Genomic DNA, 14,358 nt, shown 5'->3' with positions numbered 1-14,358 from the left:
CTTGGTTCCGTGAGGACGAGCGCGGCCGGGCGGGCCGTGCCGACAAGACCTGAACGCCGGCCGGTCAGCCGTAGACGATCCGGCGCAGCTGGCGGGCCGAGAGTCCGGGTGCCGCGACCCGGCGGGCCGGCAGTTCCTCGGCGAGCCGGGCGAAGATCCGCTCGTTGGTCAGGCCGCGTGCCTGCAGTTCGCCGTGGCGGCGCCGGACGTACTCCTCGGTGGTCTCGGAGAAGTACGCCAGCACCTCCGCCACCACCCGCGCCGCCTCCCGGGGCCCGAGCGGGCTGGTCCGGGTGAGGTGGGCGAGCAGGTCGTCGTGAGGGTGCGAGGGACCGGGCGAGCTGGACACGAGTGGGGAGCCTAGGCGGCCCCTCGCCGAAAGATCAAAGATCCTGCCCGAAATCGGGCAGGATCTCGCCGTGTTCGAAGCATGAACAGGGGTCTTGAAGCCGCACGAGTGACCACGTAGCGTGATGACTTGCTCACACACCGGGGGGCCGGGGGAGGAACGGGAGCGTCGGAAGAGTGTCGCAAGAACCGGAGGCTTGCTGATGTGCGGGATCACCGGATGGGTCGCGTACGACCGCGACCTGACCCTCGAGCGTGCGGTGCTCGGGGCCATGACGGACACCCAGCTCCGCCGCGGCCCGGACGCCGGCGGCGTCCACCTGGAGCGGCACGCCGCGCTGGGCCACCGGCGCCTCGCCGTGCTCGACCTGGAGGGCGGCGTCCAGCCGATGACCGCCGAGCACGACGGCCGGCTGCTGGCCGTCCTCAGCTACAGCGGGGAGGTGTACAACCACCGCGAGCTGCGCGCCGAACTGGAGGCCGCCGGGCACCGCTTCCGCACCCGCAGCGACACCGAGGTGGTGCTGCGCGCCTACCTGGAGTGGGGCGAACACCTGGCCGAACGGCTCAACGGCATGTTCGCCTTCGCCGTCTGGGACGCCCGCACCGAGGAACTGCTGCTGGTCCGCGACCGGATGGGCGTCAAACCGCTGTACTACCACCCGACGCCGGACGGCGTGGTGTTCGGCTCCGAGCCGAAGGCGCTGCTCGCCCACCCCTCGGTGCGCCCGGTGGTCGACCTGGACGGGCTGCGCGAACTGCTCACGCTGGCCCGCACCCCGGGGCTCACCCCGTACCGGGGCATCGCCGAGGTCCGGCCCGGCCACGTGGTCCGGGTACGGCGCCGGGGCACCACGGTGCGGCGGTACTGGTCGCTGGAGGCCCGCGAGCACGCCCAGGACCTCCCCACCACGATCGGCACCGTCCGGGCGCTGCTGGAGGACATCGTCCACCGCCAGCTGGAGTCCGACGTGCCGCTCTGCTCGCTGCTCTCCGGCGGCCTGGACTCCAGCGCGGTCACCGCCCTGGCCGCCCGGACGCTGCGCGCCGCCGGCGCCGGCCCGGTCCGCTCCTTCGCGGTCGACTTCACCGGCCAGTCCGAGAACTTCGCCCCGGACGCCGTCCGCACCACCCCGGACGGCCCGTACGCGGAGCTGCTCGCCCGGCACGTGGGCGCCGACCACCGGGTGATCGAGCTGGACACCGCCGACCTCGGCGCCCCCGCCCAGCGGCTCGCCACCCTGCGCGCCCGGGACCTTCCCGGCGGCGTCGGCGACATGGACGCCTCGCTGCTGCTGCTCTTCCGCGGGGTGCGCGAGCGCTCCACGGTGGCGCTGTCCGGCGAGTCCGCGGACGAGCTGTTCGGCGGCTACCGCTGGTTCCACGACCCACGGCTCGTCCACGCCGACGACTTCCCGTGGGCGGCCGTGCTGAGCAGCCTCGGCGGCACCGGCAGCGGACCGCGCGAGCAGCTGCTGGACCGGGAGCTGCTCGGCAAGCTCGACCTGGACGGCTACCGCCGGGCCCGGTACCGGGAGGCGCTCGCCGAGGTCCCGCACCTGCCGGACGCCGACCCGTTCGAACGGCGGATGCGGGAGGTGTCGTACCTCAACCTGACCCGCTTCGCCTGCATCCTGCTGGACCGCAAGGACCGGATGAGCATGGCCACCGGGCTGGAGGTGCGGGTGCCGTTCTGCGACCACCGGCTGGTGCAGTACGTCTTCAACACGCCGTGGGCGATGAAGCACTTCGACGGCCGGGAGAAGAGCCTGCTGCGCGCCGCGGTGCGGGACGTGCTGCCGCCCGAGATCGCCGACCGGATGAAGAGCCCGTACCCGATCGTGCAGGACCCGCGCTACCCGCAGCTGCTGCGCGGCGAGCTCGCCGCCCTGGCCGCCGACCCCGGCTCCCCCGCCCTCGCCCTGCTGGACCGGCGGGCGGTGTCGGACGCGCTGGCGCCGGACACCGATCCGCAGAGCGTCCGGCTGGCGACCGATCTGGCGCTGGACCTCGACGCGTGGCTGACGGAGTACCAGGTGTCCCTGGAGCTCTGAGCGACCCGCCCCCGGGCGGCGCGAACCCCGCGCCGCCCGGGGGGCGGCACCGCCCGTGACCAGCCGCCAACCCGCCTCGTTGACCGGGCAGGGGGTGCGATAGCGTCGCCGACACCTCCCGAATGGCGGTCGATAACGCGGAATCCGAAGCGCGTGCCGTCAGGATGGGAAGAGTCCCGTCCGTCTCGATCCGCCGGGGGATCTCCGTCATGCAACCGCGAGCCTTCGCGATCCTCACCGCCCTGCTGCTCGGGGTGCTCGGCCTGGGGTCGGTGGCCGTCACCGACTGGACGCCCGAGCCGGTCGGCGCCGCGGTGGCCGGACCGGCCGCCCCCGGGGCGAGCACCGCGCCCGTCGGCACCCCGGGCCCGGCCGCCGGCGCCACCGCGACCGCGGACCCGGCGGTGTGGACCCGCTCGACGCTGCGCAACAAGCTGATGGCCGAGATGGACGCCACCGACCCCGGCGTCGCCCTGGCCGACCTCGACCGGATCACCAAGCAGCTGCCGTACACCGTCCGGTTCTGCCACCCGATCGCCCACGAGCTCGGGCACGCGGCGGTCAAGCGGTTCAACGCCGACTTCCAGAAGGTCATCTCCTACCCGCACGAGACCTGCGCGGCCGGCTACCTGCACGGTGCCGTCGAGGAGATGCTCAACGCCTCCCCCCAGCCCGAGACCGACCTGGTCAAGCTCTGCGCGCCCAAGAACAGCGGCCCGTGCATCCACGGCGTCGGACACGGCACGATGTTCGTCGCCCAGCAGGACGTCGCCAAGGCGCGCGAGCTGTGCAACAAGTTCACCACCGACCAGAACCGGATCCGCTGCTCCGAGGGCCTGTTCATGCAGCTCTTCGGCCCGGACGAGGAGGACGAGAAGGCGAAGGCCAACCTCCCCGCCGACAAGCTCGCCCAGGACCCGCTCTACCCGTGCAAGGACCAGCCGGCGCTGTTCCAGTCCGCCTGCTACTTCTACGCGCCCACCTTCTACCTCTCCTCGCACGACTACCCGAACCACCCCGAGGTGTACGCCGAGGCCCTGAAGTGGTGCCTCAACGGCAAGGCCTCCGGCGGGGCGGTGGACTGCAGCCGGGGCGTGGGCTCGCGCACCATGAAGTACAACCTGGACCGCGAGGACTGGGCCGCCCAGCAGTGCGCGACCGCCCCCGACGGCTGGCAGCGCAAGGCCTGCGCGGAGGGCCTGGTCAGCTACTACACGGTCAACTACACGGACGCGGGGGCGTCCGGCCGGCTCTGCGCCAAGTTCACCGACAAGGAGATGCAGGGCTACTGCCGCTCCGCGAGCGGCCTCTCCGCCTCGCTGGACTGACCGCACCCGTCCCATTCCCCGGGCCCGCGCCGCACGGCGCGGGCCCGCTTCCGTAGGATCACGGTGATTCGGGTGCGCCGAGGACGCCGCGCCACCTGGCCCGCACCTCCCGGAGCCGCACATGACCTCCGACGACTTCCGCGCCGCCGCGCACGCCGCCGCCGACCTGGCCGCCGACCACCTCGCCGGGCTCGCCGCCCGCCCGGTCTGGCAGCCGATGGACGACGCCGCGCGCCGCGCCCTGCTGGACGCCCCGCTGCCGGCCGCCGGCCGCCCGCTCGCCGAGCTGCTGGACGCGGTCGGCCGCGACGTCCTGCCCCACCCGATGGGCAACGGCCACCCGCGGTTCTTCGGCTGGGTGAACTCCGCCCCGGCCCCGGCGGGCGTGCTCGCCACGCTGGCCGCCGCCGCGATGAACCCCAGCTCGGCCGGCGGCGACCACGCCGACGTCCACCTGGAGCGGGCCGTGGTCCGCTGGATCGCCGAGCTGGTCGGTTTCCCGCACCCGCCCGGCGGCGGCCTGCTCACCTCCGGCACCTCGATGGCGACCATCGTCTGCCTCGCCGCCGCCCGCGACCGGGCCGCCCGCGCCGCCGGGTGGGACGTCCGCGAGGACGGCCTGGCCGGAATGCCGCCGCTGGTCGGCTACGTCACCGGCGAGACCCACTCCTGCGTCCGCAAGGCCGCCGAGCTGCTGGGCCTCGGCAGCAGGCACCTGCGCGCGGTGGCCACCGGCCCGGACGGCCGCCTCGACACCGCCGAGCTGCGCGCCGCGATCGCCCGCGACCGGGCCGCCGGACTGCTGCCCTTCCTGGTGGTCGCCTCGGCCGGCACGGTCGGCACCGGCGCGGTGGACGCCTTCGACCCGATCGCCGACCTCTGCGCCGAGGAGCGCCTGTGGCTGCACGTGGACGGCGCCTACGGCGCGTTCGGCGTGCTCGACCCGGTGATCGCGCACCGCTACGCCGGGCTGGCCCGGGCCGACTCGCTCGCCCTCGACCCGCACAAGTGGCTCGGCGTCCCGGTCGACTGCGGCTGCGCGCTCGTCCGGGACCCCGCCGGGCTGCGCGCCGCCTTCAGCCTCGTCCCCTCCTACCTGCGCGACGAGGCCGCCGGGGAGCTCGGCTGGTTCTCCGAGTACGGCACCGAGCAGACCCGCCCGTTCCGCGCCCTCAAGGTGTGGGCCACCATCGCCCACCGCGGCCGCGACGGCCTCGCCCGGGACATCGCCCGCACCACCGCGCTCGCCCGCCGTCTCGGCGAACTCATCACTGCCGACCCCGAGTTGGAGCTCCTCGCCGAGGTGCAGACCTCCATCGTCGCGTTCCGCCTGCGCCCGCCCGGCCGCACCGGGCCCGACCTGGACGCCCTCAACCGCGACCTGCCCGCCGCCGTCCAGCGCCGCGGCCGCGCCTTCCTCACCGGCGCCCGCCTGGCCGGCCGCGAGATCCTCCGCGCCTGCCTGCTCAACCCGGCCACCACCGAGGCGGACCTGCGGATCCTGCTCGAGGAAGTGAAGGCCGCCGGGCGCGAGTGCGGCCGACCCGCGCCGTGACGGAAGACCCCAGGGTTCTGGGATTCTGACGGGTGTTCCGGCTTCGCAGACTGGAGGCATCCCCAACCGCTCCGATCCTGACGGAGGCACCTGTGAAGCCGAAACTGATCCGCGCACTGGCCGTGGCCGGCCTGGCCACCACGCTGGCCCTCGGCGGGGTGGCGGGCACCGCCACCGCCGCACCGACCGTCCGGGACGCCGTCTGCGAGACCTGCGAACCCGGCGGCGGCACCGGCGGCGGCACCGGGGGCGGAGGCACGACCACCCCGCAGGCCTACACCTACCGGGTGGAGATCGTCAGCCTGAAGTGCTGGTCGACCAGCGAGAACGGCGCCGACGAGACCATGCTGCGCGCCGCCCGGCCCGGCTCGGACCCCGGCAGCAAGTTCTGGGGGGCCTACCCGATGGCCAACGGCAGCGAGCTGGTGATCAACCAGGCGCCGCAGCAGCTCTACTTCAACAGCGCGGTCGAGCTCCAGGTCTGGGACGCCGACTCGTGGCCCGACGGTGACGACCGCATCGGCACCGTGGTGATCGACGGCACCATGGCCACCGGCGAGGAGTACTTCCTGACCGCGGAGAAGCGCGACGGCGACGAGTCCCACGGCTGGTACGGCGTGCGGTTCAGGGTGGTCAGGAACTGACCCTCCGCCCCGTCCGGTCCCGGTGCTCCGGGACCGGACGGGGACGGCCGTCCGGTCCGCGGTCGGCACCATTAACCGTGAGGTCACGGGAGATTCGTGATCGTGAAACACCGGCGCGGCAGATTGATGGCATGGAGCACCTGGAGAATCCGAAGCCCGAGAACGTCCAGTCCCCGAACCCCTCCCGTGCCCAGCGTCGCGGCGCCCGTCCCCACCGGTGGCGGCGCGACGCGGTGGAACTCGCCGCCGTCTTCCTCTCGGTGACCACCGCCGACCTGGTGGCCAAGCTCGTGGTGCACGGGCCGGACGGACCGGTGGTGCTCGCCGCGTCCGCCACCGCGCTGCTCGCCACCGCGCTGTTCCACACCTGGTGGTCGCACCGGCACCAGTTGCACGGGCCGCCCGCGCCGGGTGCCCCCGCGCCACCGGCCGGGGCGGAGCCGGCGGCGGCCCCGGCGGCCGGGCCGTTGAAGGGTCCGCTGCACGACTTCGAGGAGACCGCGCTGTGGCGGGTCCGCACCACGGTGCAGGACTCCCCCGGCAGCCTGGCCCGGGTCTGCGCGGCCTTCGCGGCGCGGCAGGTGAACATCGTCTCGATGCAGTCCCACCCGCTGCCGGCCGGCGCCGTGGACGAGTTCTTCGTCCGCGCGCCGCGCTCGCTCACCCGGGCCGACCTGGCCGCGCTGGTGGCCGGGGCCGGCGGGCGCGACATCTGGACCGGCCCGGCCGACGCCCACGACCTGGTGGACGTGCCGACCCATGTGCTGGCGCTGGCCACCCGGACCGCGCTGGACGCCGCCGAGCTGCCGATCGCGCTGCGCCGGCTGTTCGGGCAGTGCAGCATCCGGCAGTACCCGGGCGCGGCCGCGCGCCGCACCGCCGGGGTGGACGGGCACGTGATGCGGCTGCCGGTGCCCTCCGGGGACCTCGTCGAGCTCACCCGCCCGCAGCTGCCGTTCACCCCGACCGAGTTCGCCCGGGCGCAGGCGCTGGTCGAGCTGGACAGCCTGCTCGGGCCCCGGGTGCCGGACGTCCGGGCCCGGGTCAGCCTGCCGGCCGGCGCCGACCTGACCGTGCGGCGCGCGGACGCGGCGGACAAGGAGGCCGCGCTGGCGATGCACCACCGCTGCTCGCCCGACACGCTGCGCAAGCGCTACCACGGGCCGGTCCGGGACGCCGACCGCTATCTGGACCACCTGCTGGACGCCCGGCACGGCCAGACCCTGGCGGTGGAGGCGGCCGACGGGCGGATCGTCGCCCTCGGGCACCTGATGTGGGACGACGAGGGCGCCGAGGTGGCGGTGCTGGTCGAGGACGCCTGGCAGCGGCGCGGGCTGGGCCTGGACCTCATGCGGCGGATGTCCGCGCTGGCCCTGGAGGCTGGGGTGGACACGGTGTACGCGGTCACCCAGGCGTCCAACTCCGGGCTGATCGCCACCATGCGCCGGCTCGCGGCGCCGCTGGACTACCAGGTGGAGGAGGGGACGCTGGTCATCACCGCGCACCTGGCGGAGGCCGCCGAGGAGCTCCCGGTGCCCTGGCAGACCCGCCCGGGCCGGTGAGCGGGGCCAACGAGGCTGGTAATCATCTGGTCATTTCTTCACCACACCCTCACCAAGGGCCCCTCCCGCCCCGGCACCCGGAACCGCCGCACCCCGCCCGCGCGTCCACGACGGCGAACGGCCCCTCCGTACACCGCCGGTCCCGACCCCGTGTCAGGACCGCCCGGACGGGCTCCCCGGGCGCGTCGCAGCAGGCGGCGCGGGGTCCGGGGCGCCGAGCCGGGCGACGGAGTCGGTAGGCTGATCCCGTCCCCGCCGCCCGACGGCCCGTAGTCCGGCCCCCGGGCGGTGCCGCAGCAAGGAGGAACCACTGAGCATGGCAGGCACCGAATCGGAGCCCACAGGCGCACGCGACGCCTCGCTGCCGGCGCGCGCGAAGATCGCGGTGACCGCCGGCAAGGTGGCCGCGGCCGTCTCCCGCAAGGCCGGGCGCGGCAGCGGCTCGGTGATCGGCGGCAAGGTCGCCCTGAGGCTCGACCCCGATCTGCTCGCCACCCTCGCCGAGAACCTCGACGTGGTGCTGGTCAGCGCCACCAACGGCAAGACCACGACCACCCGCCTGATCGCCGAGGCGCTGCGCGCCGCCGGCCCGGTGGTCTCCAACGCGCTGGGCGCCAACATGCCGGCCGGCATCACCTCCGCCCTGGCCGGCGGCTCGGACGCCCGCTTCGGTGTCATCGAGGTCGACGAGAAGTACCTGGCGATGGTGGCCCGGGACACCCGCCCCAAGGCGATCGCCCTGCTCAACCTCTCCCGCGACCAGCTCGACCGCGCCGCCGAGACCCGCATGATGGCGGAGAAGTGGCGCGAGGGCCTGCAGGACACCGAGGCCGTGGTGATCGCCAACGCCGACGACCCGCTGGTGACCTGGGCCGCGTCCTCCTGCAAGAAGGTGGTCTGGGTGGCCGCCGGACAGGCGTGGAAGGAGGACGCCTGGTCCTGCCCCGCCTGCGGCGGCGTGATGCAGCGCCCCGGCGACGACTGGTTCTGCCAGGAGTGCGGCTTCCGGCGCCCCAACCCGCACTGGGCCCTGCAGGGCACCCACGTGATCGACCCGCAGCGCGGCGCCTGGCCGATCCAGCTCCAGCTGCCCGGCCGGGCCAACCTGGCCAACGCCACCAGCTCGGCCGCCGTCGCCGCCGTGTTCGGCGTCTCCCCGCAGGTCGCGCTGGAGCGGATGCGCTCCGTCACCGCGGTGGCCGGCCGCTACGACGTCGTCCAGTACCAGGGCCGTGACATCCGGCTGCTGCTGGCCAAGAACCCGGCCGGCTGGCTGGAGACCTTCTCGCTGATCGACGGCCCGCCCACCCCGGTGGTGCTCTCGGTCAACGCGCTCGACGCCGACGGCACCGACACCTCCTGGCTGTGGGACGTCGACTACGAGCGGCTCGCCGGGCACCCGGTGTTCGTGCTGGGCCAGCGCAAGCTGGACCTGGCGGTGCGCCTGGAGGTCGCCGGACTGCAGTTCCACGTGGTGGACTCGCTGGAGCAGGCCGTCCGGATGGCCCCGCCCGGCCGGATCGAGGCGATCGCCAACTACACCGCCTTCCAGCAGCTGCGGAAGGTCGTGGCCGGCTGATGCCGGACCGCCACCGAGCAGCACCCGCAGCCCACCGCACGTACGTCATGGAAGGCCTTCGAGGATGAGTGAGAGCACCCTGCGCGTGGTCTGGGTCTACCCCGACCTGCTCAGCACCTACGGCGACCGGGGCAACGCCCTGGTCGTGGAGCGCCGGGCCCGCCAGCGCCATCTCAACGTGACCCGGATCGACGTCCGCTCCGACCAGGCGGTGCCCACCAGCGGCGACATCTACCTGATCGGCGGCGGCGAGGACCGTCCGCAGCGGCTCGCCGCCGAGCGGCTGCGCAACGACACCGGCCTGGTGCGGGCGTCCGAGAACGGCGCGATCATCTTCGCGGTCTGCGCCGGCTACCAGATCCTCGGCCACGAGTTCGTCAACGACCTCGGCCAGCGCGAGCCGGGCCTGGGCCTGCTCGACGTGTGGACCACCCGCGGCGAGGGCGAGCGCTGCGTCGGCGACGTGCTGGCCGACGTGGACCCCACCCTCGGCCTGCCGCAGCTGACCGGGTTCGAGAACCACCAGGGCGTGACCCACCTCGGCCAGGGCGTCAACCCGCTCGCCCGGGTCACCGCCGGCCGGGGCAACGGCACCGGCGACGGCACCGAGGGCGCCTGGCGGGACACCGTCTTCGGCACCTACCTGCACGGTCCGGTGATGGCGCGCAACCCCGCCGTCGCCGACATGCTGATCAAGCTGGCGCTGGACGTGAACGCCCTGCCGCCGGCCGACACCACCTGGTACGACGCGCTGCGCTCCGAGCGCATCGCGGCCACGACGCGCCCCGCGTAGCACGTCCCGGGCCCGTCCGCCCCGGGTGCCCGCGATGCGGTCACCCGGCCCACGGACGGGCCGGAACGTACGACAATGGGGCTGCCCCTCCCCGGGGCCGCCGGCTGCACACCCTCCTCGGCAGCAGGCTGTACTTCCACGCGGGGGCGCCGACGGCGCCGCTCCCGCGTCGGCTCCTGCCCGGCCGGACGCAGGGGCCGTATGCTCGACAACCACGGCCGGTTTCGGATGTTCTGTCCGAATCGGCCGGTCCTTCACCCGGCGGCCATCTCCGCGTCAACCCGGCGCGGGAACGGCTCGCTAAGGTGACGGTCCGTCGTCCCAGCCTGTAGTCCGGCCGTTCCTCGGTTCTGCTCGGGAGTTGCAAAGCAATGCGTATTGGAGTGCTGACCAGCGGCGGTGACTGCCCCGGCCTGAACGCGGTGATCCGCTCCGTGGTCCACCGGGGGGTGGTCGACCACGGCGACGAGATCATCGGGTTCGAGGACGGCTGGCGCGGTTTCCTGGAGGGGCACCACCGTCCCCTGACCCTCGACTCGGTGAGCGGGATCCTCGCCCAGGGCGGCACGATCCTCGGATCCTCCCGGGTCCAGCCCAGCCACCTGCGCGACGGCGTCGAGCGCGCCAAGCAGTACTGCGCGGACCTCGGCCTCGACGCGGTGATCCCGATCGGCGGCGAGGGCACCCTGAAGGCCGCGAAGCTGATGAGCGACGCGGGCCTGCCGATCGTCGGCGTGCCGAAGACCATCGACAACGACATCGCCTGTACCGACGTCACCTTCGGCTTCGACACCGCCGTGTCGGTCGCCACCGAGGCGCTGGACCGGCTGAAGACCACCGCCGAGTCGCACCAGCGCGTCATGGTCGTCGAGGTCATGGGCCGGCACACCGGCTGGATCGCCCTGAACGCGGGCATGGCGGCCGGGGCGCACGCGATCGTCGTCCCGGAGCGCCCGTTCCACATCGAGAAGCTCACCACCGTCGTCCGGGAGCGCTTCGACCGGCAGAAGAAGTTCGCCATCGTGGTCTGCGCCGAGGGCGCCAAGCCCGAGCCCGGCACCATGCACTGGGAGGAGGGCACCAAGGACATCTACGGCCACGAGCGGTTCACCGGCATCGCCACCCAGCTCTCCCGCGAGCTGGAGCACCGGCTCGGCAAGGAGGCCCGTCCGGTGATCCTGGGCCACACCCAGCGCGGCGGCACCCCGACCGCCTACGACCGGGTGCTCGCCACCCGCTTCGGCTGGCACGCCGTGGAGGCCGTCCACCAGGGCGCCTTCGGGCACATCACCGCCCTGCAGGGCACCGCCATCAACCTGGTGCCGCTGGGCGAGGCGGTGGCCGAGCTGAAGACCGTGCCGGCCGACCGCTACCTCGAGGCCGAGACGGTCATCTGACGGCTCCGCCCCCCGGCGGACCGAAGGCCCCCTGGCCGACCGGAGCCCCGGCCCCCGAGCGCGCGAGTCTCGGGGGGCCGGGGCCGTTCTCGGCAACTGCCCTGCCGGGAGCGGGAGCGCCGCCGGTCAGAAGCCGGTGTCGTAGGTGTACAGGGCGCTGTGGTCGAGCAGGTCGGCCGGGGAGACGGTGTTCCACGGCTTCATCGGCTCGTTGAGGTCGACCACGTCCGGCGTGCCGGCCGTCGGCAGGTAGGTCTGGCCGGGGTTGCGCTTCTGCCACTCCGACCAGAGCTTGTCGACGAAACAGTGGTGCAGCCAGAACACCGGGTCGTTGGGCGACATCCCGGTGGCCATCTGGCCGCCCACCCAGACGTGCACCCGGTTGTGCAGGTTGACCCCGCGCCAGCCCTCCAGGTTGTTGCGGAAGCCGGAGGAGGTGCTGTTCCACGGCGCGGCGTCGTAGGTGGTGATGGCGAGCACCGACTCGGCGTCGGGGCGGGTGGGCAGCTGGGCCACCCCGACGGCGAGCTGACGGCGCAGGTAGGTGCGGCTGTCGGTGTTGACGTTCAGCCGCCAGTTGCCGGTGGAGAAGGCGAACGGGCCGGTGGTCACCTGGCCGTCGGTGGCGCGGCCGTTGCCGCCCATGAAGTCCGCGCCCCAGACCGTCGAGCCGGTGGAGCGGTCCGCCGTCCAGTCCCAGTACGGGAGGTTCACGCTCGGGTCGATGGCCTGGAGCGCCTGCTCGAACTGCAGCAGGTACTTGCGGTGCCAGGGCAGGAAGGACGGCGAGCGGTGGCCGGTGCGCTCGCCGTTGTCGACGTCGCTGAGGATGAACTGGTTGTGCGTGGTGACGAACGGGTCGTAGCCGCCGTTGGCCTTGAGCGCCAGCACCGCGTTGACGAAGGCGCGCTTCTCCTGGGCCGTCAGGGTCGCCTGGTTCTTGCGGACTCCCATGAGTCCCCCCTCTGGTGGTGTGGGTGTCGGGTGGCCGGATCAGGCGGTCGCGACCGGGACGAGCGTGGCGCCCTGGAGGTCGTTGACGGCGGCCCGGGCGAGCGCGCGCGGCGTCGCGAAGGTCTGGTAGTGGTTGACCACGCTGATCCAGGTCCCGTCGGCGTTGCGCATCATGTGCAGCTCGTCGCCGTCGATCCGCACCTCGTAGCCGGTGCCCGCGCCACCGTGCTGGTGGCTCCCCCCGCTGATCGGGCGGCCCTGGATCCGCCGGCCCTGGAAGGTTTCGTCGAAGCTTTCGGAAGCGCCGGGATCGGCGGCCGTGGCCGCCCCTCCTCCCGGGCCGGCCACGCCGATCACGACCGTTCCGGCGGCGACGGCCAGCGCGGCGCCGGCCCCCTGGAGCATCCGCCGGCGGGTCAGCTCGGTGCCGTGGGTGTCCTCGGACATGCTGAATACCCCCTCGTGTGCCTTTCACTGGTGTCAAGGCACTGTTCACGAACGATTGGTGAATCGTTAATCAAAGGCGATTTCTTGATCGGAGTCGCCTTTTCGATGCTCGCAAGGCTCTTCGACCTAGGGAACAGCCGATCGGCGGGGGTGCGGAGGGTTGCGCCCACATTCGGTCATCTTTTGCTCTACCTTGACCCGTGGACCAGAGTGGACCGCACCGTGACCGGACCCCCCGGAAGGACCCAGGCGATGGAGATCCTCGCGTACGGCGTACAGGCCGATGAGCGGCCGCTGTTGGAGGAGGCGTTCGCGGACCGGCACGAGCTGCGCTGCCTGTCCGTCTTCCTCAACCGCGACACCGCCCCGCTGGCCGCCGGCTACCCGGCCGTCAGCAGCAGCGTCAACGCCGAACTGGACGCCGGGACGCTGGCCGCGCTCGCCGAAGGCGGCACCAAGCTGATCGCCCAGCGCTCCACCGGCTTCAACAACATCGACCTCGACGCCGCCGCCGAACTCGGCCTGACCGTCGCCCGGGTCTCCCACTACAGCCCGTACGCGGTGGCCGAGCACGCGTGGGCCCTGGCGTTGGCCGTCAACCGCCGCCTCACCCGGGCCGCCAACCGCTCCCGCGAGTTCGACTTCCGCCTCGACGGCCTCCTCGGCCGCGACATCCACGGCATGACCGTCGGCGTCATCGGCACCGGCAAGATCGGCGAGTGCTTCGCCCGCATCGCGGCCGGCTTCGGCACCCACCTCCTCGGCTGGGACATCGCCCCCAACCCCGCCTGCCTCGACCTCGGCATGGCCTACACCGAACTGCCCGAACTCCTCTCCCGCGCCGACCTGATCAGCCTGCACGTCCCCCTGCTCCCCACCACCCACCACCTCATCGACGGCGCCGCCCTCGCCCGCATGAAGGACGACGCGATCCTCGTCAACTCCAGCCGCGGCGGCCTCGTCGACAGCCTCGCCCTCGTCGAGACCCTCCGCGCCGGCCGGCTCTCCGGCGTCGGCCTCGACGTCTACGAGGAGGAGACCGGCGTCTTCTTCACCGACCGCTCCATCCAGGGCATCACCGACGACACCCTCGCCCGCCTCGTCACCTTCCCCCAGGTCCTGGTCACCAGCCACCAGGCCTACTTCACCCACACCGCCGTCGGCCAGATCATCGACGCCACCGTCCGCAACATCGACGACTACGCCGCCGGCCGCACCAACGAGAACACCCTCGTCCCGAAGACCTGACCCCACTCACACGCCGGGTCGTCGCACACCGATCACCACAACCTGCCAGTCTTTACCCAGGGGGCATACCCGATCGCGAAACAACCGAGCCGATCGGAAACCCTCCTTCTTCAACCAGACCGGCCACACTTCCGCAAGGACGACGGCGAAGGGCCCTTGCTCGCGGCCGCGTAGCCCACGCACCTCCACCGAGACACAACGGCAGGATCTGTGCACTTCACGGCCCCACCGTGTGCTGAGGCCGTGCCCCTTCCCTGGGTCGCATGGGAAGGGGCACGAGCGGCTACAGGCCGGCGGCCTTGCGGAACCTCGTCGAGTTTCTTGCAGACCTGACGCGACATGGACCCCACCGCCTCGCCCAGCGCCCGAGTAACGTCCGAGTCGGCTCCGCGCACGACTGGGAGGAGCCGGTCCGCCAGGTCGATCGGTGCGCTGGCGGGCCTACTCCG

The 14,358-nt window shown here is 73.1% G+C and carries 12 protein-coding genes; 9 read left to right on the top strand and 3 right to left on the bottom strand.

Features of this window, described 5'->3' with window-relative positions; translation table 11 throughout:
* Window positions 1-64 precede the first annotated feature (64 nt).
* Window positions 65-349 (bottom strand): hypothetical protein, encoded by a 285-nt coding sequence (locus tag ACFCLZ_RS33445; RefSeq protein ID WP_350561504.1) that lies wholly within the window; start codon window positions 347-349, stop codon window positions 65-67.
* A 202-nt stretch (window positions 350-551) separates the two neighbouring features.
* Here ACFCLZ_RS33445 and asnB point away from each other — a divergent pair, with 202 nt between their 5' ends.
* From asnB to ACFCLZ_RS33405, 8 genes are all read left to right on the top strand, one after another.
* On the top strand, window positions 552-2,402 hold the full coding sequence (gene asnB / locus ACFCLZ_RS33440) for an asparagine synthase (glutamine-hydrolyzing) (RefSeq protein ID WP_380281632.1): 1,851 nt from the start codon (window positions 552-554) through the stop codon (window positions 2,400-2,402).
* A 209-nt stretch (window positions 2,403-2,611) separates the two neighbouring features.
* Complete coding sequence (locus ACFCLZ_RS33435; protein ID WP_380281631.1) at window positions 2,612-3,730, top strand: hypothetical protein; 1,119 nt, start codon at window positions 2,612-2,614, stop codon at window positions 3,728-3,730.
* 121 nt (window positions 3,731-3,851) lie between these two features.
* Window positions 3,852-5,285 (top strand): pyridoxal phosphate-dependent decarboxylase family protein, encoded by a 1,434-nt coding sequence (locus ACFCLZ_RS33430; protein ID WP_380281630.1) that lies wholly within the window; start codon window positions 3,852-3,854, stop codon window positions 5,283-5,285.
* Between the two features lie 92 nt (window positions 5,286-5,377).
* The gene (locus ACFCLZ_RS33425; protein ID WP_380281629.1) at window positions 5,378-5,929 is read left to right on the top strand and encodes a hypothetical protein; all 552 of its coding nucleotides are present in this window, start codon (window positions 5,378-5,380) and stop codon (window positions 5,927-5,929) included.
* A 131-nt stretch (window positions 5,930-6,060) separates the two neighbouring features.
* Window positions 6,061-7,491: a GNAT family N-acetyltransferase gene (locus ACFCLZ_RS33420; protein WP_380281628.1), complete on the top strand. Its 1,431-nt coding sequence runs from the start codon at window positions 6,061-6,063 to the stop codon at window positions 7,489-7,491.
* Between the two features lie 316 nt (window positions 7,492-7,807).
* The gene (locus ACFCLZ_RS33415; protein WP_350544444.1) at window positions 7,808-9,070 is read left to right on the top strand and encodes a MurT ligase domain-containing protein; all 1,263 of its coding nucleotides are present in this window, start codon (window positions 7,808-7,810) and stop codon (window positions 9,068-9,070) included.
* Between the two features lie 64 nt (window positions 9,071-9,134).
* Window positions 9,135-9,863, top strand: coding sequence for a type 1 glutamine amidotransferase (locus ACFCLZ_RS33410; protein ID WP_380281627.1), 729 nt, complete (start codon window positions 9,135-9,137; stop codon window positions 9,861-9,863).
* Between the two features lie 371 nt (window positions 9,864-10,234).
* The gene (locus tag ACFCLZ_RS33405; RefSeq protein WP_380281626.1) at window positions 10,235-11,260 is read left to right on the top strand and encodes a 6-phosphofructokinase; all 1,026 of its coding nucleotides are present in this window, start codon (window positions 10,235-10,237) and stop codon (window positions 11,258-11,260) included.
* 126 nt (window positions 11,261-11,386) lie between these two features.
* On the opposite strand, the gene ACFCLZ_RS33400 is transcribed toward ACFCLZ_RS33405, so the two are convergent.
* Both ACFCLZ_RS33400 and ACFCLZ_RS33395 read right to left on the bottom strand, forming a co-directional pair.
* Entirely contained in the window at window positions 11,387-12,214 is an 828-nt protein-coding gene (locus tag ACFCLZ_RS33400; protein WP_380281625.1) for a tyrosinase family protein, read from the bottom strand.
* Between the two features lie 39 nt (window positions 12,215-12,253).
* A complete protein-coding gene (locus ACFCLZ_RS33395; RefSeq protein WP_380281624.1) occupies window positions 12,254-12,661 on the bottom strand; it encodes a tyrosinase cofactor in 408 nt (135 codons plus the stop codon).
* 252 nt (window positions 12,662-12,913) lie between these two features.
* Between ACFCLZ_RS33395 and ACFCLZ_RS33390 the strand changes: the two genes are divergently transcribed.
* Window positions 12,914-13,909, top strand: a complete 996-nt coding sequence (locus tag ACFCLZ_RS33390) for a 2-hydroxyacid dehydrogenase (RefSeq protein ID WP_380281623.1) — start codon at window positions 12,914-12,916, stop codon at window positions 13,907-13,909.
* Window positions 13,910-14,358 lie beyond the last annotated feature (449 nt).

Origin of the sequence: Kitasatospora purpeofusca (assembly GCF_042691725.1) — a bacterium.
Taxonomy (GTDB): domain Bacteria; phylum Actinomycetota; class Actinomycetes; order Streptomycetales; family Streptomycetaceae; genus Kitasatospora; species Kitasatospora purpeofusca_B.
The sequence above is the reverse complement of the archived record's forward strand: the minus strand, read 5'-3'. Positions and strand labels throughout refer to the sequence as shown.

Excerpts from the sequence above, each read along its gene's own strand:
- ACFCLZ_RS33430 (WP_380281630.1), top strand. The coding sequence starts at position 3,852 with ATGACCTCCGACGACTTCCGCGCCGCCGCGCACGCCGCCGCCGACCTG.
- ACFCLZ_RS33405 (WP_380281626.1), top strand. The coding sequence starts at position 10,235 with ATGCGTATTGGAGTGCTGACCAGCGGCGGTGACTGCCCCGGCCTGAAC.
- asnB (WP_380281632.1), top strand. The coding sequence starts at position 552 with ATGTGCGGGATCACCGGATGGGTCGCGTACGACCGCGACCTGACCCTC.
- ACFCLZ_RS33410 (WP_380281627.1), top strand. The coding sequence starts at position 9,135 with ATGAGTGAGAGCACCCTGCGCGTGGTCTGGGTCTACCCCGACCTGCTC.
- ACFCLZ_RS33400 (WP_380281625.1), bottom strand. The coding sequence starts at position 12,214 with ATGGGAGTCCGCAAGAACCAGGCGACCCTGACGGCCCAGGAGAAGCGC.
- ACFCLZ_RS33420 (WP_380281628.1), top strand. The coding sequence starts at position 6,061 with ATGGAGCACCTGGAGAATCCGAAGCCCGAGAACGTCCAGTCCCCGAAC.
- ACFCLZ_RS33390 (WP_380281623.1), top strand. The coding sequence starts at position 12,914 with ATGGAGATCCTCGCGTACGGCGTACAGGCCGATGAGCGGCCGCTGTTG.
- ACFCLZ_RS33435 (WP_380281631.1), top strand. The coding sequence starts at position 2,612 with ATGCAACCGCGAGCCTTCGCGATCCTCACCGCCCTGCTGCTCGGGGTG.
- ACFCLZ_RS33395 (WP_380281624.1), bottom strand. The coding sequence starts at position 12,661 with ATGTCCGAGGACACCCACGGCACCGAGCTGACCCGCCGGCGGATGCTC.
- ACFCLZ_RS33415 (WP_350544444.1), top strand. The coding sequence starts at position 7,808 with ATGGCAGGCACCGAATCGGAGCCCACAGGCGCACGCGACGCCTCGCTG.